This is a genomic window from Paraburkholderia sp. J67, assembly GCF_905220265.1.
Taxonomy (GTDB): Bacteria; Pseudomonadota; Gammaproteobacteria; order Burkholderiales; family Burkholderiaceae; genus Paraburkholderia.
In genome coordinates, this window is the sequence record NZ_CAJMZK010000001.1 from 283491 (window position 1) to 307887 (window position 24397).

Annotated in this window: 20 protein-coding genes; 8 read left to right on the forward strand and 12 right to left on the reverse strand. The window is 63.7% G+C overall.

The window, feature by feature from the left end:
• Positions 1–8: 8 nt before the first annotated feature.
• The 3 genes from cyoB to cyoD are packed head-to-tail and all read left to right on the forward strand — an operon-like array spanning position 9 to position 3001.
• Entirely contained in the window at positions 9–2000 is a 1992-nt protein-coding gene (gene cyoB, locus U5782_RS01250) for a cytochrome o ubiquinol oxidase subunit I (RefSeq protein WP_322042048.1), read from the forward strand.
• Positions 2001–2003: 3 nt separating this feature from the next.
• Positions 2004–2630: a cytochrome o ubiquinol oxidase subunit III gene (cyoC, locus tag U5782_RS01255; RefSeq protein WP_322042049.1), complete on the forward strand. Its 627-nt coding sequence runs from the start codon at positions 2004–2006 to the stop codon at positions 2628–2630.
• Complete coding sequence (gene cyoD / locus U5782_RS01260; protein WP_322042050.1) at positions 2627–3001, forward strand: cytochrome o ubiquinol oxidase subunit IV; 375 nt, start codon at positions 2627–2629, stop codon at positions 2999–3001. Before cyoC ends, cyoD begins: the two co-directional genes overlap by 4 nt.
• 123 nt (positions 3002–3124) lie before the next feature.
• On the opposite strand, the gene U5782_RS01265 is transcribed toward cyoD, so the two are convergent.
• The 3 genes from U5782_RS01265 to U5782_RS01275 all read right to left on the reverse strand — a co-directional run bounded on the left by U5782_RS01265 (position 3125) and on the right by U5782_RS01275 (position 7269).
• Positions 3125–4351, reverse strand: coding sequence for a helix-turn-helix domain-containing protein (locus tag U5782_RS01265; RefSeq protein ID WP_322042051.1), 1227 nt, complete (start codon positions 4349–4351; stop codon positions 3125–3127).
• Positions 4352–4608: 257 nt separating this feature from the next.
• On the reverse strand, positions 4609–5739 hold the full coding sequence (locus U5782_RS01270) for an NAD(P)-dependent alcohol dehydrogenase (protein ID WP_322042052.1): 1131 nt from the start codon (positions 5737–5739) through the stop codon (positions 4609–4611).
• Positions 5740–5796: 57 nt separating this feature from the next.
• On the reverse strand, positions 5797–7269 hold the full coding sequence (locus tag U5782_RS01275) for a benzaldehyde dehydrogenase (protein ID WP_322042053.1): 1473 nt from the start codon (positions 7267–7269) through the stop codon (positions 5797–5799).
• Between the two features lie 283 nt (positions 7270–7552).
• On the opposite strand from U5782_RS01275, the gene U5782_RS01280 reads away from it, so the two are divergent.
• Positions 7553–7741, forward strand: coding sequence for a CsbD family protein (locus tag U5782_RS01280; protein WP_322042054.1), 189 nt, complete (start codon positions 7553–7555; stop codon positions 7739–7741).
• Between the two features lie 126 nt (positions 7742–7867).
• Here U5782_RS01280 and U5782_RS01285 read toward each other — a convergent pair whose 3' ends face one another.
• From U5782_RS01285 to U5782_RS01320, 8 genes are all read right to left on the reverse strand, one after another.
• Complete coding sequence (locus U5782_RS01285) at positions 7868–9202, reverse strand: type II toxin-antitoxin system HipA family toxin (protein ID WP_322042055.1); 1335 nt, start codon at positions 9200–9202, stop codon at positions 7868–7870.
• Positions 9203–9727 (reverse strand): helix-turn-helix transcriptional regulator, encoded by a 525-nt coding sequence (locus tag U5782_RS01290; protein ID WP_322042056.1) that lies wholly within the window; start codon positions 9725–9727, stop codon positions 9203–9205.
• Between the two features lie 166 nt (positions 9728–9893).
• On the reverse strand, positions 9894–10832 hold the full coding sequence (locus U5782_RS01295; protein ID WP_322042057.1) for a phosphatidate cytidylyltransferase: 939 nt from the start codon (positions 10830–10832) through the stop codon (positions 9894–9896).
• Positions 10833–10834: 2 nt separating this feature from the next.
• The gene (locus U5782_RS01300) at positions 10835–11452 is read right to left on the reverse strand and encodes a lysophospholipid acyltransferase family protein (protein WP_322042058.1); all 618 of its coding nucleotides are present in this window, start codon (positions 11450–11452) and stop codon (positions 10835–10837) included.
• On the reverse strand, positions 11445–12083 hold the full coding sequence (locus U5782_RS01305; protein WP_322042059.1) for a CDP-alcohol phosphatidyltransferase family protein: 639 nt from the start codon (positions 12081–12083) through the stop codon (positions 11445–11447). Before U5782_RS01305 ends, U5782_RS01300 begins: the two co-directional genes overlap by 8 nt.
• A 284-nt stretch (positions 12084–12367) precedes the next feature.
• Positions 12368–13873 carry a lysozyme inhibitor LprI family protein gene (locus tag U5782_RS01310; RefSeq protein ID WP_322042060.1) on the reverse strand — a complete coding sequence of 502 codons (1506 nt, stop codon included), beginning with the start codon at positions 13871–13873 and terminating at the stop codon, positions 12368–12370.
• Positions 13874–13877: 4 nt separating this feature from the next.
• On the reverse strand, positions 13878–15026 hold the full coding sequence (locus U5782_RS01315) for a glycosyltransferase family 9 protein (protein WP_322042061.1): 1149 nt from the start codon (positions 15024–15026) through the stop codon (positions 13878–13880).
• Between the two features lie 135 nt (positions 15027–15161).
• Positions 15162–16091, reverse strand: coding sequence for a hypothetical protein (locus U5782_RS01320; protein ID WP_322042062.1), 930 nt, complete (start codon positions 16089–16091; stop codon positions 15162–15164).
• A 142-nt stretch (positions 16092–16233) separates the two neighbouring features.
• Here U5782_RS01320 and U5782_RS01325 point away from each other — a divergent pair, with 142 nt between their 5' ends.
• The 4 genes from U5782_RS01325 (at position 16234) to U5782_RS01340 (ending at position 23220) form a co-directional block, all read left to right on the forward strand.
• The gene (locus tag U5782_RS01325; RefSeq protein ID WP_322042063.1) at positions 16234–17091 is read left to right on the forward strand and encodes a M15 family metallopeptidase; all 858 of its coding nucleotides are present in this window, start codon (positions 16234–16236) and stop codon (positions 17089–17091) included.
• A gap of 303 nt (positions 17092–17394) precedes the next feature.
• On the forward strand, positions 17395–21279 hold the full coding sequence (tssM, locus tag U5782_RS01330) for a type VI secretion system membrane subunit TssM (RefSeq protein ID WP_322042064.1): 3885 nt from the start codon (positions 17395–17397) through the stop codon (positions 21277–21279).
• Positions 21276–22286 (forward strand): type VI secretion system-associated protein TagF, encoded by a 1011-nt coding sequence (tagF, locus tag U5782_RS01335; protein ID WP_322042065.1) that lies wholly within the window; start codon positions 21276–21278, stop codon positions 22284–22286. The genes tssM and tagF overlap by 4 nt, the downstream gene beginning before the upstream one ends.
• Positions 22270–23220: an OmpA family protein gene (locus tag U5782_RS01340; RefSeq protein WP_322042066.1), complete on the forward strand. Its 951-nt coding sequence runs from the start codon at positions 22270–22272 to the stop codon at positions 23218–23220. Before tagF ends, U5782_RS01340 begins: the two co-directional genes overlap by 17 nt.
• A gap of 51 nt (positions 23221–23271) precedes the next feature.
• Here the strand turns inward: U5782_RS01340 and tssA are convergent, their stop codons facing one another.
• The gene (gene tssA / locus U5782_RS01345; RefSeq protein WP_322042067.1) at positions 23272–24396 is read right to left on the reverse strand and encodes a type VI secretion system protein TssA; all 1125 of its coding nucleotides are present in this window, start codon (positions 24394–24396) and stop codon (positions 23272–23274) included.
• Position 24397 lies beyond the last annotated feature (1 nt).

The following is a 24397-nucleotide window of genomic DNA, read 5'->3' on the forward strand; positions in this document are numbered from 1 at the left end:
CACACATCATGTTCGGAAAACTCACGCTCGATGCCGTTCCCTGGCACGAGCCAATCATCATGGGCACGGGCGCTGTCGTGGCGCTCGGCGGCCTGGTCCTGCTCGCGGCGATCACGCTCGCGGGCAAGTGGGGCTATCTGTGGCGCGAGTGGATCACCTCGGTCGATCACAAGCGCATTGGCGTCATGTACATCATTCTCGCGATCGTGATGCTGGTGCGCGGTTTCGCGGACGCCATCATGATGCGCGCGCAACAAGCCATCGCCTATAGCGACTCGGCAGGCTACCTGCCGCCGCATCACTACGACCAGATCTTCACGGCGCACGGCGTCATCATGATCTTCTTCGTGGCCACGCCGCTCATCCTCGGCTTGATGAACGTGGTCGTGCCGCTGCAGATCGGCGCGCGCGATGTGGCGTATCCGTTCGTCAACTCGCTCTCGTACTGGCTCTCGGTAGTAGGCGCAGTGCTGGTGATGATCTCGATGTTCGTCGGCGACTTCGCGGCGACGGGCTGGGTGGCGTATCCGCCGCTCTCGGAACTCGGCTATAGCCCAACAACCGGTGTGGACTACTACATATGGTCGTTGCAGGTGTCGGGCCTCGGCACGACGCTCTCGGGCATCAACTTCATCGTGACGATCCTGCGCATGCGTGCGCCGGGCATGAAGCTCATGATGATGCCCGTGTTCGTGTGGACGGCGCTCATCACCAACATCCTGATCGTCGCGGTGTTCCCGGTGCTGACCGGCACGCTCGCGCTGCTCACGATGGACCGCTATCTCGACATGCACTTCTTCACGAACGAGCTGGGCGGCAACGCGATGATGTACATCAACCTGATCTGGGTATGGGGCCACCCCGAGGTGTACATCCTGATCCTGCCTGCGTTCGGCGCGTTCTCAGAGATCATCGCCACGTTCTCGGGCAAACCGCTGTTCGGCTACAAGTCGATGGTGTACGCCACGTCCTCGATCGGCATCCTGTCGTTCTTCGTGTGGCTGCATCACTTCTTCACGATGGGCTCGGGCGCGAACGTCAATGCCTTCTTCGGCATCATGACGACGATCATCTCGATCCCCACGGGCGTGAAGCTGTTCAACTGGCTCTTTACGATGTATCGCGGACGCATCCGCTATCACAGCGCGACGCTCTGGACCATCGGCTTCATGGTGACCTTCGCCGTGGGCGGCATGACCGGCGTGCTGCTGGCCGTGCCGGGCGCGGACTTCGTGCTGCACAACTCGCTGTTCCTCGTGGCCCACTTCCATAACGTCATCATCGGCGGCGTGGTGTTCGGCTGTCTCGCGGGCGTGAGCTTCTGGTTCCCGAAGGTGTTTGGTTTCACGCTCAACGAGTTCTGGGGCAAGGTGTCGTTCTGGTGCTGGCTGATCGGCTACTGGCTCGCCTTCACCCCGCTCTACATCCTCGGCTTCGAGGGCATGACGCGCCGCATGAACCACTACGAAGTGGCTGCATGGCATCCGTGGCTCGTGGTGGCGCTGGTGGGCGCCGTGTTCGTCGGCCTCGGCATTCTCTCGCTGATCGTGCAGCTCTACGTGAGCGTGCGCGACCGCAACCAGACTCGCGACGTCACGGGCGATCCCTGGGACGGCCGCAGCCTCGAATGGTCCACGGCTTCGCCCGCACCGTTCTACAACTTCGCCGTGCTGCCGACGATCACCTCGATGGAACAGCATTGGGACAACAAGGAAGCGGGCACGGCCTACGTCCAGCCGCGCGCCTATGAAGACATCCACATGCCGCGCAACACGGGCGCGGGTTTCATCATCGCGATGTTCAGCCTGGTGTTCGGCTTTGCCGCCGTGTGGCACATGTGGCCGTTCGTGGTCGCGGGCCTGGTCGGCATGATCGGCACATTCATCGTGCGCAGCTATAACCAGGACGTCGATTACTGGGTCCCGGCCGCGGAAGTCGAGCGCATCGAAAACGCGCGCTTCGCGCAGCTTGACGCACTGGAACTGAAGGAGGTCGCGTAAGTCATGGCTCACGCAGCAACGACACATCACGCCCATGCACATGGGCATGGGCACGGCCACGATCACGGTCACGACGACAGCACCAAGACCACGTTCGGGTTCTGGATCTACCTGATGAGCGACTGCCTCATCTTCGCGACGCTCTTCGCCACTTTCGGCGTGCTCGCGAATGCGACGGCGGGCGGTCCCGGCGCGAAGCAGTTGTTCGAGCTGTCCTATGTACTCGGCGAAACGCTGCTGCTGCTCGCGAGCAGCGTGACCTTCGGCATGGCGATGCTGAGCCTGCACGCGCAACGGCGCGCGCAGGTGATCTTCTGGCTTGCGGTCACGTTCCTGTTTGGCGCGGGCTTCGTCGGCATGGAAGTCAACGAGTTCGCCAAGCTCATCGCCGATGGCGCAGGGCCGCATACGAGCGCGTATCTCTCGGCCTATTTCACGCTGGTCGGCACGCACGGTCTGCACGTGAGCGCGGGTCTGCTGTGGATCGCGATCATGATGCATCAGACCTGGAAGTTCGGCCTGACCGGCACGGTGCGCCGGCGCCTGGCGTGCCTGAGCCTCTTCTGGCACTTCCTGGATCTCGTGTGGATCTGCGTTTTCACCTTCGTTTATTTGCGAGGCATGCTGTGAGTCATTCGAACGTCACTCATCCGGCCAGCCACGACGACGCGCATGGCAGCCTCAAGGGCTACATGATCGGCACGGTGCTTTCGCTCGTGCTCACGCTCGCGTCGTTCGGCGTGGTCATGTTCCATGCGGTGCCGCCCGCGCAAGGCCTCACGGCCATCGTCGTGCTGTGCGTGGCGCAGCTCGTCGTGCAGCTCGTGTATTTCCTGCATATCGGCACGGCGCGCAGCCAGCGTGCGAACACCGGCATCTTCATCTGCACGGGGTTTCTGATTGCGGTGATCGTGGGCTTGTCGCTGTGGGTCATCCACAATGCGAACGTCAACATGATGCCGACGCATATCAGCGTCGAGCGCGCGATGGCGCACGATTGATGAAGTGGGTGGCGTAGCGAGGCTACTACGCCGTGGAGGCAACCCCGCGTGGGTCCGGTTCTTTTGGGAGCGGGCTGCGCGGGGTTTTCTTATATGCGCCGTACACCGCAACCCAGCGCGCTCTCACTGAGCCTCGCCACGCTCGCTGAGCATCCCCGTCTCGCGTAACTGTCGCAAGCGGGCATAGACCGTCGTACGCGACACGCGCAGTTGCCGCGCCACCGCCGCTACATTGCCGCCATGCTCGATCATGGCGTTCTGTACAGCGATCAGTGTCTGTTCTTCGAGCGTCGCACCATTCTTCGCGCCACTTTCCGGCGCAACAGGCGACAACGCCTCATCCATTGCCGGCGGCACATCCATACGCCGCGCCGTGCTCCGGTTAAGCGGCGCGCGTGCGTACTGCACCCACACATGGCTGCCATCCGCACGCGCGATACGCAGCGGGTTGCGCTGCGGCCGCAGCAGGCGGCTCAACTGAGCGAGCGGCGCATCGTCGAATAGATCGCGCAGCGAGAGCGCGGGCAGGTGGCCTCCGTGCGCCACGGCGAACATGCGCCGCGCCATGCGGCTCGCGGCGCGCAGCGTGCCATCTTCTTCGACGGCCAGCACGCCCGCGAGCGGCGTGGCAAGCCAGCGCGGATCATGTTGCACGCGCAACAGATGACATCCGCGCAAGGTCGCGAAAAGGCGTTGCTCGGCGGCGAGGGCAGCGAGCCGGAACTGCTCCTTCACTTGCGTCAGATCGCGCTGGCCGGTGCCGGTGAGATCCAGCGCGCCGATCACTTCGCCATGCAGCCCGTAAAGCGGCACCGCGAGGCAGGACACACGCTCGAATTCGTCAAGATAGTGCTGACCACCCGCGACAGTCACTTCGATGCCCTCGTGCAGCACGCAACTGGGCGCCGTGGTGCCGATATGCGATTCGAGGATGCGGCGGCCCGCGATGATCGGCAGGATCAGGTCGTCGTCGCAGGCGGGGCTGCGCCGCGCGTGGATTACCGTGCCTTGCGGATTGACGCAAAAAATCGTCCAGTCGTCGCCGCCGAAGGCATCCCACAACTGCTCGATCTCGTCCACGACGCAGCTATACAGGCGACGGTCGTCGTGCGATTCGCGCGTGCTGCGGGTGCTTTTCAGCAATTCATATTCGGGCGCCTCCCAGGGCCGCAGACCCGCGTCGCGCGAACGCGCCCACGAACGCGCGACGGAGTCGGGCAGCAGGCCCGGCATGAGCGCGGCGGGCAGTTGCTCGCCGCCGCCAAAGCGTTCACGCGCCGAATGCAATTGGGCAAGCGCGCTGTTCGCGGTACTGTCCGCGAAGACATACGGCGCGGATTTGCTCTTCATGCGGGCTCCCGTTCAGGCGGTGGGTTCGATGGCATCGGGGCAGAAACGCCAGGGCAGAAGTCTGGGCGTAGGCCAAACGCAAGGACGGGCGGCATCGCGCCGTTTAAAGGGCACCATGCCGCCCGTCCGGGGCGTAGGCCAGCATTGCCATGCAATTGCCGGGCTATGCGGCCCAACGCCGGGTAGTGCGAGCATACCGCAGCCGGCGCGTGCTTCGCAGCAGCGCCGGCATCGGTGCAACTACCGAGATCGCGCCCTCAGTCGTGCGAGAAACGCAGGATCGGCTTGAGCGTGACGCCGCGCGTGCTGTCCTCCGCGGCCTCGTTGATCTGTTCGACCGGATAGAACTTCACGAGCTTGTCGAACGGAAAACGCCCTTGCTGATAAAGCTCGACGAGTTGCGGAATGAAGCGCTGCGGCACGCTATCGCCCTCGACGATGCCGCGAATCGTGCGCCCGTTCAGCAACAGGCTGTTGATGTCGAACTCGCCCTTGGTGCCCAGCGGCGGCGCGCCCACCACGCCGATCGCGCCCAACGTGCCCAGCGCCTCGATCGCGCCTGCCAGCACCTGCGGATGCCCGGTCGATTCCAGCGCGAAATCCACGCCGCCGCCCGTGATCTCGCGAATCGTCTCGACCATATCCACTTCGCGGCTATTGACCGTGTGCGTGGCGCCCAGCTCTTTCGCGAGTTCGAGCCGCGAGGGCACGATATCGACGGCGATGATGGTCGCCGCGCCCGCCACCCGCGCCGCCATTACGGCCGATAGCCCCACCGCGCCCGCGCCGAAGCTCGCGAAGCGGCTGCCCGCCGTGACCTTCAGCGAGTTGATGACGGCCCCTGCGCCGGTCTGGATGCCGCAGCCGAGCGGCCCCAGCAGTTCGAGCGGCGCCTCCTTCGGCACCTTGATCGCGTTGTTTTCGCGAGCGAGCGCGTGGCTCGCGAACGACGACTGCGCGAAAAAGTGGTCGTGCAGCGGCCGGCCTTCCTCGTCCTCGATGGCCGTGCGGCCTTCCAGATCGCCGCCGCCGAAGTTCAGGCCGAAGAAGTGGCTGCAATACGCACCGTGTCCGCCCACGCAGGGCTGGCAATGCCCGCACGCCCCGTAGGTCAGCACGACGTGATCGCCGGGCATGAGGTTCTTCACGTTCGGGCCGACTTCCTCGACCACGCCCGCGCCTTCGTGGCCGAGCACCGCGGGCAGCGGCACCGGGTAAAACTGATCGCGCACGATCAGGTCGGTGTGGCACAGGCCCGTGGCGACCACGCGCACCAGCACCTCGTCGTCCTGCGGGCCGCGCAGACGCGCCTTCTGGATCGAAAACGGCTCGCCTTTGGCCCGCGCGACGGCCGCCGTGACGGTGCGGCCCGCGGTTGTCGTACTCATGCGTGTCTCCTTGAAACGCTCGTGATGCTCATCGTCTGTGTGCTGCCTGAATCGCGCTTAGATCGGATAGAGCGGCGCTTCGCCCTTGACGGTGAGCCACTGCCATTGCGTGAATTCCTCAAGGTTGGCCGGGCCGCCGACGCTCGTCCCGTTACCCGACGCACCCACACCGCCGAACGGATTGATCACTTCGTCGTTCACGGTCTGATCGTTGATGTGCAGCAGGCCCGTGCGCAGGCGCTCGCCCATGCGCAACGCGCGGCCCACATTGGCGGTGACGACGGCCATCGACAGTCCGTACTCCGTATCGTTGGCCAGTGCAATGGCGTCTTCATCGGTGTCGAACGGCACGACCACCGCGACCGGCCCGAAGATTTCCTCGTTGAATGCCGGGTTGTCCTGGGTTACGCCGCTCAGCACGGTCGGCTCGAAAAACAGGTCGCGATAGCCGCCGCCCGTTTCGACGCGCGCGCCGGCTTTCTGCGCATCCGCAAGCACGCGCGCGATGTGGTCGCGTTGCGCCGCGTTGATGATCGGCCCGAGCGCGACATCGCCGGTCGCCGGATTGCCGACCGTGAGGCCCGACGCCTTCGCCACCAGCTTTTGCACGAAACGATCGTAAATCTTGCGCTGCACGAGCACGCGGCCCGTCGCCATGCAAATCTGGCCCTGGTGCAGATACGCGCCCCAGGCCGTATTGGCAACGGCGAGGTCGAGGTCGGCGTCGTCGAGCACGATCAGCGAATTCTTGCCGCCCAGTTCCAGCGAGACCTTCTTGAGATGACGGCCCGCCGCTTCGCCCACCTTGCGGCCCGCGCCGGTCGATCCCGTGAACTGGATCATGGCGATATGCGGATCGCTCGTGAGCGCCGCGCCCGCCGCGCCGTCACCGGGCAGCACGTGCAGCACGCCCGCGGGCAGGCCAGCCAGCTCGAACAGACGCGCGATGGAGAAGCCGCCGCAGATCGCGGTGCGCGGGTCCGGCTTGAGCACGACGGCGTTGCCGAGCGCGAGCGCCGGGGCCACGGCGCGGATCGCCAGATACAGCGGGAAGTTGAACGGCGAAATCACGCCGACCACACCGAGCGGGCGGCGGCGCGCGATCGACAGACGGCCCGGCACGGAGGGCAGGACCTCGCCCGCCGAGCGCGACGGCAGCGCGCTGGCCTCGTGCAGCGCCTTGATGGCCGCGTGCGTTTCGAAGCCGGCCTTGCCGCGCGTCGAGCCGCTTTCGCGCACGATCCAGCCGGCGATCTCGTCGGCGGCATCTTCGGCCAGACGAGCGGCGCGGCGCAGCACGGCGGCGCGCTCGTCATAGGGCAGCGCGGCCCAGGCCTGCTGCGCCTCGAAGGCCGACTTCGACGAGGCCGCGACGAAGGCCGCGTCGGCCATGCCGATTTGCGCGAGGCGCTCCCCCGTGGCGGGTTCATGCACGTCAGCGACCGAAGTGCCGTTGCGCCATTCGCCGGTGAAAACGCGGGCGTGCCAGACGTCGTTGTCGAGGATGCGTGCGGAAGTGGTAACGCTCATGCTGACTCCTGTTGATCTCGTGCGAAAGCCGGGGAAGTGGCTGCATCGACGGCGCGTCCGGCGGCCAACAAGCCGAGGGATCACGTCGGTGCGTCACCATAAGGAATGAGGGCCAGCGTCACAATCGGGAATTGTTCCTGCCCCGGAGTGGCCCATCGGCGCGTGGGAGCGCGCGTAAAAGCGTCCAGTTGCTGAACACCCCGACTTCCTGGCTAGCGCGGGCACAGCGCGTGCGCTAGCAAAGCTGTCGCGACACACCGTCGCTTTCACGTGGAGACGCACCATGAACAAGGATCAAGTCAAGGGCACGGTCGAGAAGGTGAAGGGCAAGGTCAACGAAGCCGTGGGCCGCGCCACCGACAATCCGCAACGCGAACTCAAGGGCGACATTCAGCAGGCCGCCGGCGAAGCGCGCAAGAACTATGGCGACATGAAGGAAGCCGTCAAGGATTCAACCAAGCGTCACCACTAAGCGGGGCTCCGGCCTTTGCAGTGCGCGGGACGCCGTTTCCCGGCGCTCCGCGCGTCACGCATTTGCGGCAGTTTTCACACGGCGCCGATCGCTCTGACCGGCGCCGTTTCACGTTGACAGGCCCGCTCAGGCCGCGCCTTCCAGAATCCTCGCCTGGCGGCGCATACCCGCGAAAACTGCCTCGGCCACGTCGAGCGGAAAATCGTCGGGAAGCTGCGCGCCAACCGTATCGATGACGCCATCCGTAAGCTGCGCCACCGACGTCATCATCTCCTCGACCTGTTCGATAGAAAATCCCACGCGCTGCCCCTGCGCGATCCAGTGACGCGGAAAAATCTGCGCGATGCGGTAATGCGCGTTGCGCCCACGCACCGCCATCGCCAGGCTCGCACGTTGCGCCGCGAGCTGATTGCGTCCGCGCCCGATGATCGGATGCGCGGAAAGCACGTCGTAGAGCGGGGTGGCCACGTATCGGCTGCCCGGCAGATGCGCGATGCTGAAGTTCTTGGCGTGGCCGTCCGTGGCCGCGAGCAGCCAGAAAACGATCTGCGCGAGAAAAAAATGCCGCCGGTCGTCAGCCGCGCGCGATGAACCGCCGAGCACGGCCATGACGCCGCCGATGCCGGGGCCGCCATCGGCCTCGTATTTGTAGATGCCAGGCGTGCCGGTCGCCTGGCACAGATCCTCCTGCGGCAGACGCACGATCCAGCGGTTATTCCGTGCCATGCGCCGGTCGAAGCGCTCCACCACGAGCGCCTTCATGTCCTCGAAATGGGCGATTTCGCAGGGTGCGATCGGCAAGCCGAAAGCCGCGACGATCTTCGCGCAGAGCCATTCGTTTTCGACCGAGGTGCGCATATCGGCGCGCATATTGCCCACGAGGCCGAGCGGCAGCTTGAGGATATGTGTAGTGGGCGTGCTGCCTGCGGGCAGCAGCCAGCGCCCGCCACGCCGCAGCAGTGCGGTCTTTTCCTGCGCACCGGCAATCGACAGGCGCAGGTCATCCACCGGCTCGTGCTCGCCGAAGAGGGGCGTGGAGGTCGTGTCGCGCAGCAGCCGCGCAATGGCGGCTTCGTCGAGCGGTTTGCCCTCGATGGATTCGAGGCCGACCGGCGTTTCACCTGCCGGCAATAATTGCAACGCGCCCACGCAATCGCGTCCGAGCACCGCGAGCAGTTCGAATGGCGAAATGCCTGCCGTGCGATACCGGGCAGCAATACGCCGACGGATGCGTTCGCTGTCGGGCAGGAGATTATCGAAGTAATCGGTCACGACCCGCCCGCGCAAGGGCTGATTGCCGGGCGTGAAGGGCAGCGAAAGCGAGAGTGGACGGCCTTGCTCGTCGTCGAGCCAGCTTTGCAGATAGACGAGCCGCTCGACGCCGCGCACGATCTCCCAGGAGCCGACGGGCAGGCCGTTCATCCACAGGTCGAGGCGGTTCGTCAGGCGGGAGCGCGCCATTTACCAGTCCTCGCGCCTTGACGGGCTGGCTGCGGCTTTTCGAGGTGCGGCCTTGCTCGGCGTGGCCTTGCGCGGCGCGGCCTGTTTCGGCGCTTTTTTCGCGGGGGCTCGCTGACTGGCAGTTGTGACCGCGCTGCGTTTCTTCGCGACCGCTTTGTCGGCGGTTTTTTTGGCCGCGGTTTTCTTGACCGCCGCCTTCTTCGCCACGGGCTTCTTTGTGGTTGTGACTGACGCGACTGGTACGGACGTGCGCTTGCGCTTCGACGGGCTCACTGCGCCTGCGCGTTTTGCTTCGGGCTCGGCCTGCGCCACCCCGGTAGCGAGACGCATATCGACCGCGAGCAGCCGCAATACACGAAAAAGCCGGTCGACGCTTGCGGCAGCGGGGTTGGCTTCGAAGGCGGCGTAGCTTTGCTGGGAGATGCCGAGCCGCTGCGCGAGCTTTTCCTGGGTGAGACCGGCTTTTCTGCGGAAACCCAGCAACATGGGACGCAACTGGCTGACGGTCTTGAGCGGGTAGTCCACGCGAAGCTCCGGCAGAGGGGATAGGGCAAAGAGAACGCTCACAGTCTATAGACTGTAAATGCAGAATACAACCTTAAGGCTGTAAATGCAAAATACAGTCTATAGCCTGTAACGCCGCATCGTGCGATGCGCAAACGGGCGAGGGTGCCGGCGAGAACGTCAGCGCTCAGGCGGCTGGCACGAAGAAGTAACGCGTGAGATGGAAGAAAATCGGCGCGGCGAAGCAGATGGAATCGACACGGTCGAGCATGCCGCCATGACCGGCGATCATCACACCCCAGTCTTTGGCGCCCATCGAGCGCTTGACGGCCGAGAGCACCAGGCCGCCGATAAAACCGCCAATCACCGTCACCGCCGACATGAGCGCGGCCTGCCACAGATTGAACGGCGTGAGGCCGTGCAGGAGCGTGCCGAGACCAATGGCGAGCGCGCCGCCGCCGATCAGACCTTCCCATGTTTTCGAAGGACTCACGAGTGGCGAAAGCTTGTGCTTGCCCCAGAGCTTGCCGCAGACATACTGGAACACGTCGCTCGACTGCACGACCAGCAGGAAGAACAGCAGCAGCGGTCCGTTATTGCCGAAGTAATGCGGCAGAGGCAGCAAGAGCAGGGCGGGCGCGTAGCTCAGCGAATAGACGCAAACCATCAGCGCCCACTGGATCTTGGCGTTGCGCTCGAGGAATTCCGCCGTGTCCTGCGCGAAAGCCTCCGCCGCCGACAGCACGAAGAACATGTACACCGGCATGAAGATCGCGAACAGGCCATACCAGTGCAGCGCCACCAGCAGAAACTGCCCGGGCAGCGCGACGTAATACGCGAGGACGAGCGACCAATAATCGGCGGGCTTGGTTGGCGTGAGCGTGATGAACTCGCGCAGCGCAAAGAACGAGCAGATGAAGAACAGGAACAGCGTCGCGTACGGCCCGAGCCAGAGCGCGGCCGTGACCACGGCGATCATGACCCACCACGCGGAGATGCGCTGGTTCATGTTGGCGATCGTCGTGTTGGCCGCGCCGAACTTCATGCGCAGCACCGTGCCCACTACAGTAAACAAGCAAAGCAGGCCGACCACGCCCACGATCGTGATCCAGAAGACGTGCGGCATGCTTATCCCCGTACCGAGTTTTGAAGTTTGATCACGGCGTCGCGCGCCGTGGTGAGGAAGACTTCCTTGCTGAGTTCCGCTGCACCAGGCACGGCATCGCCAAACGACACGCTACAGTTGATCGGCACCGGCAGCAGTTTGCCCTTCGGCATGGCGCGCATGAGATCGGACAGATGAACGGGCACGAGTTGCACGTCGGGAAACTCGCGCGAGAGCCAGTAAAGCCCGCTCTTGAATGGGCCGATTTCGCCGGTCTGGCTGCGCGTGCCCTCAGGGAAGATGATGATCGACCAACCAGCGGCGAGCGCATCGCGCACGAGCTGAAGCGGGTCTTCGCCATCGGCCCCCTTACGCGTCACATACACCACGCCCAGTACGCGGTTTGCGATGAAGCGGCGCATGGGCGACGCGTCCCAGTAATCACGCGCGGCGGCAGGGCGCACGCTGGTGCGCAAATCTGCCGGCAACGCCGCGAGGATCGCCAGCGTATCGACATGGCTGGAATGGTTGGCGAAATAGATCGTCTGTCGCGCGGACGGCGGCGTACTCGCGTAGCGCCCACGCGCGCCCACCACGAGACGCACGACGCCGAGCAGCCAGCGCTGCATCACGTTACGCATGAGTCTTTTCCTCCGTGATTCGATGAAGATCCTGCACCAGCGCACGCGTACGCGTCACGCAGGTGAGCGCGCTGCCGGCCACGATGATCGCCAGCGCCACAGCGAGACAGACAGGATGACGATGCAACGCGACTTCGACGATCGTCGCCACGCAGGCGAGCGTGAGCAAAGCCATGCGATGCTGCTTGGCCATCGGCCCGATGAAACGCTGCGGCACGCCCACCGAGCCGCCGAATACGCGCACATAGGCCGTGAGCGCCGCGAATAGCGCGGCGGCCCAGCCCAGCGACGGCAGGCCCACACCATAACCGGCCGCGACCAGCAGAACGCTATCCGCGATGCGATCCGGGAATTCGTTGTAGATCGGCCCGACGATCGACTTCTTGCCGCCTTCGACGGCGACCAGTCCATCGATCACATTGCATAGCAGCCGCAACTGGATGCATACGATCGCCACGATCATGTCGATCACGCTATCGATCCTGATGAGCGCCATCGCGCCGATCGCGGCGAATACGGCGCTTGCGCAGGAAATCTGGTTGGGCGTCACGCGCGTGCCGGCCAGGAATTTCGCTAGCGCGACGATGGCCGTGTTGGAGCGCGATTTGATTGGGCGTCGGTTTTCGTCCATGAGGTTCAGTGAAGTCGATTCGGGTCGATCGGTTGAAGGCTCGGCGCGTTATACAGGGCTATGCGAACCTGCGGCGTTTTATGTGACGGACTGTTGAGCGTCGCCAGGCGCGACATCTGTATTTAGCCACAGTTTTAATTTAAAATCTGCGATAAATTGCATTATGTAAAATTAATTTGGCATCCTGACCAATGACCCGAAAGCCTCGTCAAACCAACGATTCCACACGTTACACGCGCTAGTCCCCTTGGTCCCATCAAGCCATATCTCCTGTGCATTCCGGATCAGTTCGCGCCGTCGGCCGCCACCTTGCCAGCCGACGCATCGGTTCCAATGGCAACACGCTCGCCACGCACTTCGAAACTTCGCTCTGGATCGTCTCCCTGCGGTGCCTTGATCGATATCTGGGCAATCAGACCCTGGCCCGGCAAATAGTAGCCGAACATGTCGGTCACTCTTGCCAGATAGCACTGGCCGCGCACCCAGACGCTCGTATCGTCCAGCGTCTCGATAGTCGAGTCCCCCGGCCCATAGCCATAGTAGTCTTCACGGTCGTCGCCACTCACGCCAGTGGGAATCGGGCACAGCGGCTTGCGGCTATCGTTGGGCTCGCCGCGTTGCGGTGCCGTGGAAACGTCGGACCAGGTCGCTGACGTAAGCGGTTTGACCGCGGCGTTCAGCGCGGCATAGGTCGAGTCGTCGAGCATTTCGACCCTGTCTGGCGACTCGCGCTTCTGCCTGCGCGGCACCTGCAACCGATATCGATAGCGCACGATCAATTTCGGCGCCTTGTCGACGACCGTCAGTGGCCGAACGAGATAGACATTGTCGGCGCCAAATTCACTGTCGATATAGGCCGCATACACCCGGCCGCGCAAACGCACCCATTGCGAAGACTGATTCGCGCCCTTGCCTTCGAACGAGAGAAGCAACGCATCCGATACGTCGTCCTCCCGGCTATTCATGCCTTCGCCGCTACGCGCGCCCAGCACGCTCACGAAGCGGCCATCACGCTGCACCCACGCCGTCGAATAGGAGTAGACGCCAGAACCATTATCGAGCGCGGTGACAATCAGGACTCGGCGCGACTCGCCTTCGACTGGCAGCAACCGGTAGTCCACCTCGATCACCGCGTCGTCGCTGAAGGGCCCGGACGCCTTGAGCGCCCGCCATTCGTCTTCGGTGACGCCATGAGGACGTCGATGAGGCAGCGCTGTGGCGTCGCCGTTGTCATCCGTCGAATCGCCACCATGAAAGGACGTGACGCCGTCTTTCAGGCTGAATTGATCGAGCGCCTTGTCAAGCGGGAACTCCGTGTCCGATCGCCGGATCGCATCGACGGCCTGCTTCAGATCATCCAGCGCGGCCCGGTCGATCTCGTCAGGCTCGTACGCCAGTACGCCGTGCAATTGCTTACGCAGTTCCTTGATGCGTTCGTCGTAGCGTTGCTCGATACATCCACTATCCGCGTTGCATTGATCGCGCTTTGTCAGCCAGTGCAATTGCGACGTGCGTAACGCTGCGGCCCGAGCGGGCACGACACGCATCAGCCGCCCAAACACCGTCGCCAATTGGCCATCGAGTCGCTGCAACGAGGGTTGAGCGCAAATGGCGGTTTCCGTCGCGTTCGCTGCGCGACTGCAATCCATGACTGCGCCAACAGCGGCCGACGGCAGACCGCCAATGATGGCGGCGCCTGTACAGAAACCCATCGCCACGCGCGATACCCGAACGAATACACGCCGGTCCAGCGCCATGCCCCAAGTTACCTCACAGCGCTCGATCGCCATCGTTTTACGACGCCTCCAGAGATTGACATGACAAACGTGCCCACACATTGTCGAGTGCGTCACAGACCTCATGCACGGAATGACCCGCCATACAGCCCGCATAGCCGTCTCGCCACGCCAGGCAGGTAGATTCGTTGCGGCTGCAACGTCGTGCCCATGACACGCGGCGCCCGAAGATCGTGTTCTGGTCACGGCATGGCATGTCGACCATCAGGGCTGCGAACGGTACATCCTGCCAGTAACGGCCCGCGCCATGAATTCCGGGGTTGCCAGGGCCAAACAGCGCCACCGTCGGCGCGCCGACGAGACGCGCAAGATGGGCAATGCCGGTGTCCGGACACACAACCGCACGCGCCCCGCCCAGCACGTGCCAGAGATCGGCAAGGCCAAGCCGGCCAGCCAGATTCAGGTGAGCGGGATCAGGGCCGATTTCGGCGACAAGCGCAACCTCTCCCGCTCCCCCGCTCCACACGACCTGATAGCCCCGGGCTTGCGCCCACTGCGCAAGCTCGCGCCAGTGCTGCGCGGGCCACCGCTTGACCGAACTGCTCGCGCCGGGATGCAGCACGATGTACTCGCGTTCGCTCAACTGCGTGGGCAGTAACGCGCTCGCCGGCGGCGCAGGCCAATCCTCGATGCGATAAGGCTCGGGCGAGGCACCGTCGACGAGTTCCGCCGCGATCTCGCCCCATGCCGCAGGCGTGTCCGGATACGAAACGAGTTCATCGACCGGCCAGTTTTTCCATGCAGGCCGGCCGCCCTGATGGGCCACGATCCAACGGCACCCTGCTGCACGCGCCAGCCAGCTATAGCGATTGTCGCCAGCAACGATACCAAGATCGTACGGCCCGGAATCCAGCACATGCCTGACCGACTCACTGTCGCGCGGATCGAACGCCAGTGCGGTGACGCCGAAGGGCTTTTTCGCATAGAGCGGCGCCAGTGCTTTCGGGCATGCCAGCACCAATGACGCATGCGGATAGCGCTTGCGCAGCCTGGCGATCAGCGCGGTGAGCAGCAGGCCGTCGCCAAGCAACATGTGATGGACCAGCAGAATGCGTGTCGGCTCTGCGGGTTTGCGCCGCAGCGGTTTGAGAATGAGCTTCGGTATTGCCCGCGAGAAAATACGAATCCTGCCTTTTATTCTGCTCATGGCCCGGATTGTGCCAGTTCGCATAGGCAGCGTGCGACGCCCTGGCCTTACCTTAGCTTCTCTCGCCCAGCCAGAATCGCAACAATAAAGACCTTTTTCGCGCTATCCAGTCTCACACCGTACGCCGTCGAGACATCAATGCTCGTTGCTGGCTTTCGCCGCCTGCGGGCATGCCGGGTCCTTGCCCCAATGGCCGTCGCAAACACGCCAGCGGCACAATTGATCTTCGAAGAATCCGCGCTCGCTGCACGCCTTGACCTGCTGGGCGATCGACGCATTGCTTTCAGGCGCCTTGGTTGAACTCTTCGATCCGTGAGTGCCGGCCTGCTTTGCGTCGGCGGGCTTGGTACGCGCCATGAGCACGGCGAGCAGATCGGCGTCGGAGTCGTCCTTCTTGCCGCTGGCATGCGCATTCTTCGTCTGCGCTACGGCCGTCCTGCTTTCGGTCTTATGCGCGTTCGCGCTCGGGTGCTTCGCTTCAGGACTCTCGTGCTTATGCTTCGCCGCGCTCTTGTCCTGTGCTTGCTCAGGATGCGCTTGCGGCACCGTGTTCGCAGTCGCACCGCTGGCCGACTCCGCGCCGAGCGCAAGCGAGAGACGGTCGTTATCGACGGGCGCCGGCGCGGCCTTTACGTTCGCCGTATCGTCATCGGCGACGATGGTGGCCGCGTGCGATGCGGAGGCTTCGTCAGGTGCGCTTTTCTGTGCGCTCGCAACGACCGCGTGCGACGAAGGCAACGCAGGCGTCGCCGAAGCCGCCGCAACAACCACAGCACTCGCCGCCGTCGATGCCGCGCTCGATGCACTGGACGGCGTGCGCGACGTCCAGTGCCACGCGCCGAATGCGCCCGCGCCAATCACAAGCAGTGCTACAAGCCCCGCAGCCTTCGACGACCGCTGCGTCTTGCCTGCGGGCGTGGCGGGCGGCACCACGCGCCCTTCGAGGTTCGCGAGAATGCGCGAGCCATTGGGCGTGCCGCTGGCAGGTGCGCCGGCCGGTTTGCCAGGGCCATCGGCAAGCAGGCTGGGAGGAGCTTTGGGTCGGGAATTGTCCGGCACACTCATTACATTAGCGTCTCATTCGGATCGTGCATATTGAATCGGGCCTGTTTCGCCGTAATAATACGTGTCGGCCCAAGTTCGGGCAGGCCTGATTCTAAAATCAAGCATTACAAAAAACAATTGCCTCCAGTTCACGGGGTCGGTTTTGGTTGCCATTGCACTCGTCGTCTATTTCGTCATTACCGTACCGATAGCCGCAATTCTGCTGCTACCGGGCGTTCGAGCGTCTTTTTTCGATGCCGTATTCAACCTGCATAATGTGATCACGCGGCGTATTTCTGCGAGTACCACGCATGCGCGCAAGCATATTTCTAAATCGGCAAAATATTCCCAATCGACAATGGTCGATATGCAAAATTTGCTGATTAAGCGGCGCTTGCTGATTTTCTCGACGACAGGTATTCTTGCGACGCCGCCGCTGATCGCTATTGCGCTACGCGGCCACCAGTTATTCCAATACGATGACACGCCGCGTGTGCCCGATGAAAAAATCGCGGCACTGCTCAATGGCGAGCAGCTCGTTCCGCCGCCGCCATTGCCGCCCGAGGTGTTCGCCACGCGGGAGGTCGAACAGATTCGTCCCGCACTCGTAGACGCGAGCCGCGACTGGAATCTGCTCGATGCGGACTTCCGTACGCGTCTGTTGCTCGTTTATAAAATCATGCGCGAGCAATACGGTTACGAAATGGCTTTGCTGGAAGGTTACCGAAGCCCCGACCGGCAGGACCGGCTGGCAAAACTGGGGGGTAGCGTGACCAATGCCGCGGCGTTCCAGAGCTATCACCAATACGGCCTCGCAGCGGATAACGCATTCCTGCGTGACGGCAAGCTCGTCATTTCAGAAAAAGATCCGTGGGCCATGCGCGGCTATCAGTTATATGGGCAGGTTGCCGAACAGGTCGGCCTCACATGGGGCGGTCGCTGGAAAATGATGGACCTCGGGCACGTCGAATATCACAAGCCCGGTTTTGTGCTGGGACGCAGGCCGGCAGACGCGAAATGACATGCGTATGGATGCAGAAGTATGCGGAAACGAATTGCCACGCATATCTGGATGCCAATCGGGCCGAAGCAAAATGCAAAGCGGACAATAAAGGGGAGGTTTATGGGGCGTTCTTTCAATGCCTTTCAATGCTTCAGGCAACGCGCCGCGCGAAGCGCGCCTTTCCTTTTCCGCTCTCACACATCTTTCACATCCTTCGCCGATCCTGTACACGACACGATCGGCAGCACGCGCCCTGCCCGCCGCCACGGCCACGCATGAATCACCAGAACAGCACTCAAAGCATCAGGATCTGACCGGCATATGCAACGCTTTCTCAACGTGTTGACTCACAAGCGCACGCTTTCCATCATCGGCGTGCTCGCGCTGGCAGCCGTGCTCTATATCGCGGCCGACACGCTCCAGATCGGGCTCGTCTGGGTCGCGGTCGTGCTCGGCGTGCTCTTCGCGCTCTGGCTGATCGTCTGGATCGTGCGCCGCATCCGCGTGCGCCGCGCCAACAGCAAGCTCGGCGAGATGCTCGAGCAGCAGGCCCAGGTCGAATCCCCGGCCGCCGTCGCCGCGCGCGGCACGCAGGCCGAACTCGATGCGCTGCGCACCCGCCTGACCGACGCGGTCAAGACCATCAAGACGTCGAAGATCGGCCAGCTTTCCGGCGGCTCGGCGCTTTACGAGCTGCCCTGGTACATCGTCATCGGCAATCCGGCTGCGGGCAAGAGCAGCGCCGTGATCAATTCGGGCCTGCAATTCCCGTTCGCAGACAAGAAAGACGCCATCGTGCATGGCATCGGCGGCACGCGTAACTGCGACTGGTTCTTCACGACCGAAGGCATCCTGCTCGACACCGCGGGCCGTTATTCGATCCACGAGGAAGATCGTGGCGAATGGCTTGGCTTTCTCGGCCTGCTCAAACGCTATCGTCCGAAGGCGCCGATCAACGGCATCATCGTGACGGCGAGCATTGCCGAACTCACCGGCAATCGCCCCGAATTCGCGATCAATCTCGCGAAGAATCTGCGCCAGCGCGTGCAGGAACTCACCGAAAAGCTCGAAGTCTTCGCGCCGGTCTACGTGATGTTCACGAAGGTCGACCTCATTACGGGCTTTACCGAATTCTTCAGCGCCAACGACCGCCATGAATACGATCGCGTCTGGGGCGCCACCCTGCCCTACGAGCCGGACGAAAAGCGCGACGTCGTTGCACAGTTCGACGAGCGTTTCGAAGAGCTTTACGAAGGCCTCAAGGAAATCAGCATCGCGCAGATGTCGATCAGCCGCGGCAATGCGCTCACGCCGGGCCAGCTGAGCTTTCCGCTCGAATTCTCGACCATCAAACCGGCGCTGCGCGCATTCCTCGCCACGCTGTTCGAGAACAACCCGTTCCAGTACAAGCCGATTTTCCGCGGCTTCTATTTCACGAGCGCGCTGCAGGAAGGCGAAACCAATAGCGCGGCCGCACAGCGCATCGCCAACCGTTTCGCCCTTTCGGCCGATGGCCTGCCCAAACCGCAAGCGGCGTTCTCCAAGAACGGCTTCTTCCTGAAAGACCTGTTTTCCAAGGTCATTTTTGCCGACAAGCAGACCGTCAGGCAGTTCGCGAGTCCGGCCAAGACGCGTCTGCGCTACGCCACGTTCTTCGGCGTGGTGGCGGCGCTTGCGCTCGCGCTGGGCGGCTGGACATGGTCGGCCGTCAATAACCAGCAATTGGTCGCGAACGTGCAGGCCGACCTCGACAACGTCGAAAAGCTCCAGCAAAACCGCAACGATCTGCAGTCGCGCCTGCAGGCGATGGATATTCTCGAAGACCGCATCGACCAGCTCGAACAGTTCCGCCGCGACAAGCCGCTCGCGGTGTCGCTGGGTCTGTATCAGGGCGACCGCATCGAGCAGCATCTGCTCGAAGAGTATTACAACGGCGTGCGGCAGATCATGCTCTCGCCGGTCTCGCAGAATCTCGCCTCGTTCCTCAAGGACGTCGATGCGCACCCTGACCAGCTAGCGCCGATGACGCACACGCCCGACTCGGGCGCCGTGCCGGTCTCCGCACATGCTGCGATGGCGAACACGAGCCAGGGCGGCCTGTATAGCGACGCCTCGCCGTCGAGCGTGGAAGACGCGTACAACGCGCTCAAGACTTACCTGATGCTGTCCGACAAGCGTCACGTCGAGACCGCTCACCTCACCGACCAGATCGCCCGCTTCTGGCGCGGCTGGCTGGAACAGAATCGCGGCAACATGCCTCGCGACGAGATGATCCGCAGCGCCGAGCGCATGATCACGTTCTATCTCGCACGCGTGAACGACGACGACTGGCCGATGATCGACGCGAATCTCTCGCTCGTCGACCAGACTCGCGAAAACCTGCGTCACGTGGTGCGCGGCATGCCGGCACGTCAGCGCGTCTATGAAGAGATCAAGGCGCGCGCCTCCACGCGATTCGCGCCGATGACGGTTGCGCGTATCGTCGGCGACGGCAATACGGCACTGGTGGCGGGCAGCTATGCGATTCCCGGCACCTTCACGCGCGAAGCGTGGTTCCAGTACGTGCAGCCCGCGATCCGCGACGCCGCCACCAAGGAACTCCAGGCGAAGGACTGGGTGCTCAACACCTCGGCTTCCGACGACCTCACGCTCGAAGGCAGCCCCGAGCAGATCCAGAAGACCCTCGTGGGCATGTACAAGGCCGAATATGCGCAGCACTGGCAGAAGTTCATGCAGGGCATTGCCGTGCAGGACTTCGGCAGCTTCGGTCAGGCCGTCGATGCGATGAACCGCCTGGGCGACCCGCAGGATTCGCCGATCCGCAAGATCCTCGAAACCGCGTACGACCAGACGTCGTGGGATAACCCGTCGCTCGTCAACACCACGCTCAAGCAGGCGCAAAGCGGCATCAAGGGCTGGTTCAAGAACCTGTTCTCGCGCGCCACGAGCGGCACCAGCGGCGTCGTGGAAGCGAACATCGACATCAACGGCAACCCGATCGAAGTTCCGATGGGTCCGGTTGGCCAGGCGTTCGCGGGCCTGGGCCGCATCGTCGTCACGCACGACAACGGCTCGATGCTCAAGGGCTATATGGATTCGCTCTCGAAGGTGCGCACGCGCTTCAACACCATCAAGAACCAGGGCGATCCGGGACCGGGCGCACGCCAGTTGATGCAGCAGACGCTCGACGGCAACGGCTCCGAACTGGCCGATTCGCTGAAGTTCGTCGACGAGCAGATGCTCACGGGCCTGACCGACGATCAACGCAAGGCGCTGCGTCCCCTGCTCGTGCGTCCGCTGATGCAGGCCTATGCGGTGGTGATCCAGCCGGCCAGCGTCGAAGTGAACAAGGTGTGGAATGCGCAGGTGTACCAACCGTTCCAGGCCTCGCTTGCCAGCAAGTACCCGTTCGCGGGCACCGCGAAGGTCGAAGCCGGTTCGGGTGAAATCGCCCAGATGTTCGGGCCCGATGGCGCGATCTCGAAGTTCGTGAGCACCACGCTCGGGCCGCTCGCCGTGCGTCGCGGCGATACGCTCACCGCGCGCACGTGGGGCGACATGGGCCTCGCGCTCACGCCGGACTTCACCGGCGGCTTCGCGCGCTGGGTCGCCCCGCTCGCGGGCGGCGCGGCGGGTGCGAGCGGCGGTTCCAGCGAACCGCAGACCGTGTTCCAGATCCTGCCGCAACCTTCGACCGGCACGACCGAATACACGATCGCGATCGACGGCCAGCAACTGCGTTATCGCAACACGCCGCCGCAGTGGACCAACTTCGTGTGGCCGAACCCGCAGGGCTCGCCGGGCGCGACGCTCTCGGCGACCACCTTCGATGGCCGCACGCTTCAGCTCGTCAACGAGCCGGGCCGCTACGGTCTGGAGAAGCTGATCAACTCGGCGCAACGCAGCCGTCGCCCGGATGGCACCTTCGACCTCACGTGGACGCAAGGCAGCGTGACCGTGTCGGTGAGCATGCGCATCATCAGCACCTCGCAGCCCACGGCATCGAGCGGCGACGCGCCGCAACAGCAAGGTCTGCGCGGCGTGCAGTTGCCGTCGTCGATCGCGGGCGTCGGGGCCTCGGGCAACCCGCAAGATCCGCAAGGCGCCAGCGCGGCCGCTGGCGCGCAGGCCGCCACGAGTGCGCCGTCGACGACGGCGCCGGCAACCGTTGCTGGCACAACCAACCCGGTGGGAGTAGCGCAATGACGCAAACCGTTCAGGCGCAGATCGCCTACTTCGGCAAGATTCCGTCGCGCGGCGATTTCGTGAAGAGCCCGCACAATCCGCAGTTGCTGCAAACACTGGACCGCTGGATCGCCGAAGCGATGGACATGCTCACCGACGATCCGCGCTGGAAGATCGTCTATGAAGAAGCGCAGCCGATGCACTTTGCGTTTCTCGGCTCGCACAGCAAACTGGCGATCGCCGGCCATATGGTCGCGAGCCACGACCAGTCGTCCCGGCGCTTTCCGTTTCTCGCGGCCACTGCGCTGGAAGTCGAGCAGCCGCTCGCGTTTCTCGCCCGCAGCCCGCTAGCCTTTGCGCGGCTGTGGTCGCGCGCCTCTTCGCAAATGCAGCCGCTACTCGGCACGAGCGAGCCCGCAGGCGCGCTTCAGGCGCTAGGCGAAACGCATGTACCGGTGGACGTGGGCGGCACGGGTAATCCGCACGACGGCACCTTTGCCGACTTCGTCGAGCATCAGACACTCTCCGGCCTCGAACAGATGCTGCTGGGCAGCGGTCATCCGGTACGCCTCAAAGGTGCGATGCTCGCGCTCGGCTCGCTGCTGCGCCCGGTGATGCAAAGCGGCGCCGCGCATCTCGAACGCGGCCTCACACTGCCGCTGCCGACCGATCCGTTCTATCGAAGCCTCGTGGGCGCGTTCTGGCTCGAATTGATCGCCCCCTTCGTTTCGAAGGCCGATTTCGAACTGGCCATTTTCATGGGCACCATCGCGCAGCGCGAGCGGCTCATCATCGGCTTCAATGGCGCGTCCGCGAAGACCCTGCATAGCGTGGTCGATCCGCAAACCTACTCAGCTCATAACATCGACATCGACGATCCCGAATGGATCGACGATCACGCACAAAGCGATCATGGCATCAGCAAACTCGTCAGCTACCTCGATCAACCGCAACTCTCGCTGCGTGTCGCCATCGACACGTTCCGCGAAGCGTTCATTGGGGAGCCGGTCAATGGCCGCCGTGGCTAAACGCAGCGGCCTCGCTGTCGCTGCGGCGCTGACGTTCGGCGCACTCGGTTCGTTCGCCTTGCCTGCATGGGCCGACGATGCGAGCCCGGCCCGCGTCACGCCCGTCGATACGAGCGGCGTGACGGTGCGCACGACCATCCTGCCCGCATCGGGCGCGTCGACTGTGCAGGCTAACGCCGCGCCGTCCGCTTCTGCTGTGCGCAGTACCGCCACCACGACGCCCGCCCCCATCGACGCAACTCCGGGCCAGGTCGTGGCGGGCGGCAAGGTGCCCGACGAGGCAACGCACGCTGCGGTGTTGCAACGCCTGCGCGATACCTATGGTGCGGGGAATGTGGTCGATCAGATCGAAGTGGGCGACGTGGCGACGCCGCCAAACTGGTCGTCGAACGTGCAGAAGCTGATCGGCGCGCCGCTCAAGCAGATCCACAAAGGACAACTTAAGATCGACGGCACGCAGATCGACGTGCGTGGCGAAGTGGGTAACGAAGCGCAGCGCCAGCAGATCGCCAGCGACATGGCGAATGCGCTCAATCCTACCTATACGATCCGCAACGGCCTGCGCGTGAGCGCGTCCGAACAGGGGCTGCTCGACCAGACGCTCGCGAACCGCACGATCGAATTTGAAACGGGCAGCGCCACGCTCGCGCCCGAAGGCCGCGCGATTCTCGACCAGATGGCCGCCGTGCTCGCAAAGATGAATACGCGCACGGTGGAGATCATCGGCCACACCGACAACTCGGGAAATCGCACGTCGAACATCGCGTTGAGTCAGGCGCGTGCGGATGCGGTGAAGGGCTATCTCGTGACCAAGGGGATTTCGCCGCAACAACTCACGACCAACGGCGTCGGCCCGGATCAGCCCGTGGCCTCGAACGATTCGGTCGATGGACGCGCACGCAACCGGCGTATTGAGTTCCGCGCGGGACTCTAAATCCGGCCTGCATCGAAAAAAGCCCTGCAAATGCAGGGCTTTTTTATACGCTCAATATTCCGATTTGACGCCCAGCATCTCACGGATATGCGAGAGCGTGCCGTCGTCCTTCACGACCGTCGCCAGCCATTCGTGCAACGGCATCCCAGCCCATTCCGCAGCCTTGTCGGCGAGATACGCCACGGGGCTATGCGGCTCGGTGGCGCGGAAATAATCGGCCACGGCGCGCAGCTGCGCAACGGCGTCCGCGCGGCTCTGGATGCCGCCATGCGCGCGGCTGGAAACGCGGGTCGGAGTCTGCACAAATTCCTCGTGAGGAGGCAAAGGCGTCTTGAAGCTCGGCTCGGCGCGATCGGCATTGACCGCCTCACCGTTCTGCGACTGGGCCGACTCCGGCTGCTTGAGCACCGCATTCGGATCGACGCCCACATCACGAGCGAAACGCTCAGCAAGCCGATACACCGTGTCGAAGGCATCGCGCGTCTGGCGAAAGCTCGGCGCCAAATCGCCCGCCTTACGCTCCAATTCCTGATCGAGCGCGGCCAGCGCCGTTTCGAAGGTCTTGAACTGCGCGAGCAATGCCTCGTAAAACGCGGGCGCGGTCGCACGACGGCACGCGTCGATCTGCTCGACCGAGGGCTTGCCGCGCGCAATATCGGCGGCATTGTCGGGGTCGCGCTTGACGGCCTGCGCGACGTGTTGCGCCACGTCCCAATCGAGCGTGCTGAACGCGGTGCCCGATTGCGTCAGCGGCACGGCGCGCAGCAATTCCGCCGAGCGGCCCGCGAGCCAGGCGACATTGCCGAGCCGCGATTCGACATCGTCGCCTTCAGGCAGCGGATGGACCTGATCCCAGAAGCGCTCGACCAGTCCGGTCAGCACGGCATAACCTTGCGTGAGGCCCGGCACGCCCTCCTGGATCGCGAGAGCTTCGGTCAGCCACACGGCCACGCGCAGATCCTTGGTCTGCGTCGCGAGCAGCGCGGAGCAGCGCTCGACCACGAAGGGCCAGTCGGCTTCCTTGATTTCCGTGACCCATTCGCCCTGATCGAGCGAAGGATCGTCGAAGCGGCGCGCGTAGGCGATCGCATCGAAATCGGAGGAAAACAGCATATCCTCGCCGCACGGCGAGCTTTCGTTGATAGGCGCAAGCAGCGCGGTGTAATCGGTCGACATG

Bases quoted from the DNA above. Each gene is read 5' to 3' on its own strand.
- cyoB (WP_322042048.1), top strand. From the start codon at position 9: ATGTTCGGAAAACTCACGCTCGATGCCGTTCCCTGGCACGAGCCAATC.
- cyoC (WP_322042049.1), top strand. From the start codon at position 2,004: ATGGCTCACGCAGCAACGACACATCACGCCCATGCACATGGGCATGGG.
- U5782_RS01265 (WP_322042051.1), bottom strand. From the start codon at position 4,351: ATGAAGAGCAAATCCGCGCCGTATGTCTTCGCGGACAGTACCGCGAAC.
- U5782_RS01270 (WP_322042052.1), bottom strand. From the start codon at position 5,739: ATGAGTACGACAACCGCGGGCCGCACCGTCACGGCGGCCGTCGCGCGG.
- U5782_RS01275 (WP_322042053.1), bottom strand. From the start codon at position 7,269: ATGAGCGTTACCACTTCCGCACGCATCCTCGACAACGACGTCTGGCAC.
- U5782_RS01280 (WP_322042054.1), top strand. From the start codon at position 7,553: ATGAACAAGGATCAAGTCAAGGGCACGGTCGAGAAGGTGAAGGGCAAG.
- U5782_RS01285 (WP_322042055.1), bottom strand. From the start codon at position 9,202: ATGGCGCGCTCCCGCCTGACGAACCGCCTCGACCTGTGGATGAACGGC.
- U5782_RS01295 (WP_322042057.1), bottom strand. From the start codon at position 10,832: ATGCCGCACGTCTTCTGGATCACGATCGTGGGCGTGGTCGGCCTGCTT.
- U5782_RS01300 (WP_322042058.1), bottom strand. From the start codon at position 11,452: ATGCGTAACGTGATGCAGCGCTGGCTGCTCGGCGTCGTGCGTCTCGTG.
- U5782_RS01305 (WP_322042059.1), bottom strand. From the start codon at position 12,083: ATGGACGAAAACCGACGCCCAATCAAATCGCGCTCCAACACGGCCATC.
- U5782_RS01310 (WP_322042060.1), bottom strand. From the start codon at position 13,873: ATGGCGATCGAGCGCTGTGAGGTAACTTGGGGCATGGCGCTGGACCGG.
- U5782_RS01315 (WP_322042061.1), bottom strand. From the start codon at position 15,026: ATGAGCAGAATAAAAGGCAGGATTCGTATTTTCTCGCGGGCAATACCG.
- U5782_RS01320 (WP_322042062.1), bottom strand. From the start codon at position 16,091: ATGAGTGTGCCGGACAATTCCCGACCCAAAGCTCCTCCCAGCCTGCTT.
- tssM (WP_322042064.1), top strand. From the start codon at position 17,395: ATGCAACGCTTTCTCAACGTGTTGACTCACAAGCGCACGCTTTCCATC.
- tagF (WP_322042065.1), top strand. From the start codon at position 21,276: ATGACGCAAACCGTTCAGGCGCAGATCGCCTACTTCGGCAAGATTCCG.
- U5782_RS01340 (WP_322042066.1), top strand. From the start codon at position 22,270: ATGGCCGCCGTGGCTAAACGCAGCGGCCTCGCTGTCGCTGCGGCGCTG.
- tssA (WP_322042067.1), bottom strand. From the start codon at position 24,396: ATGTCGACCGATTACACCGCGCTGCTTGCGCCTATCAACGAAAGCTCG.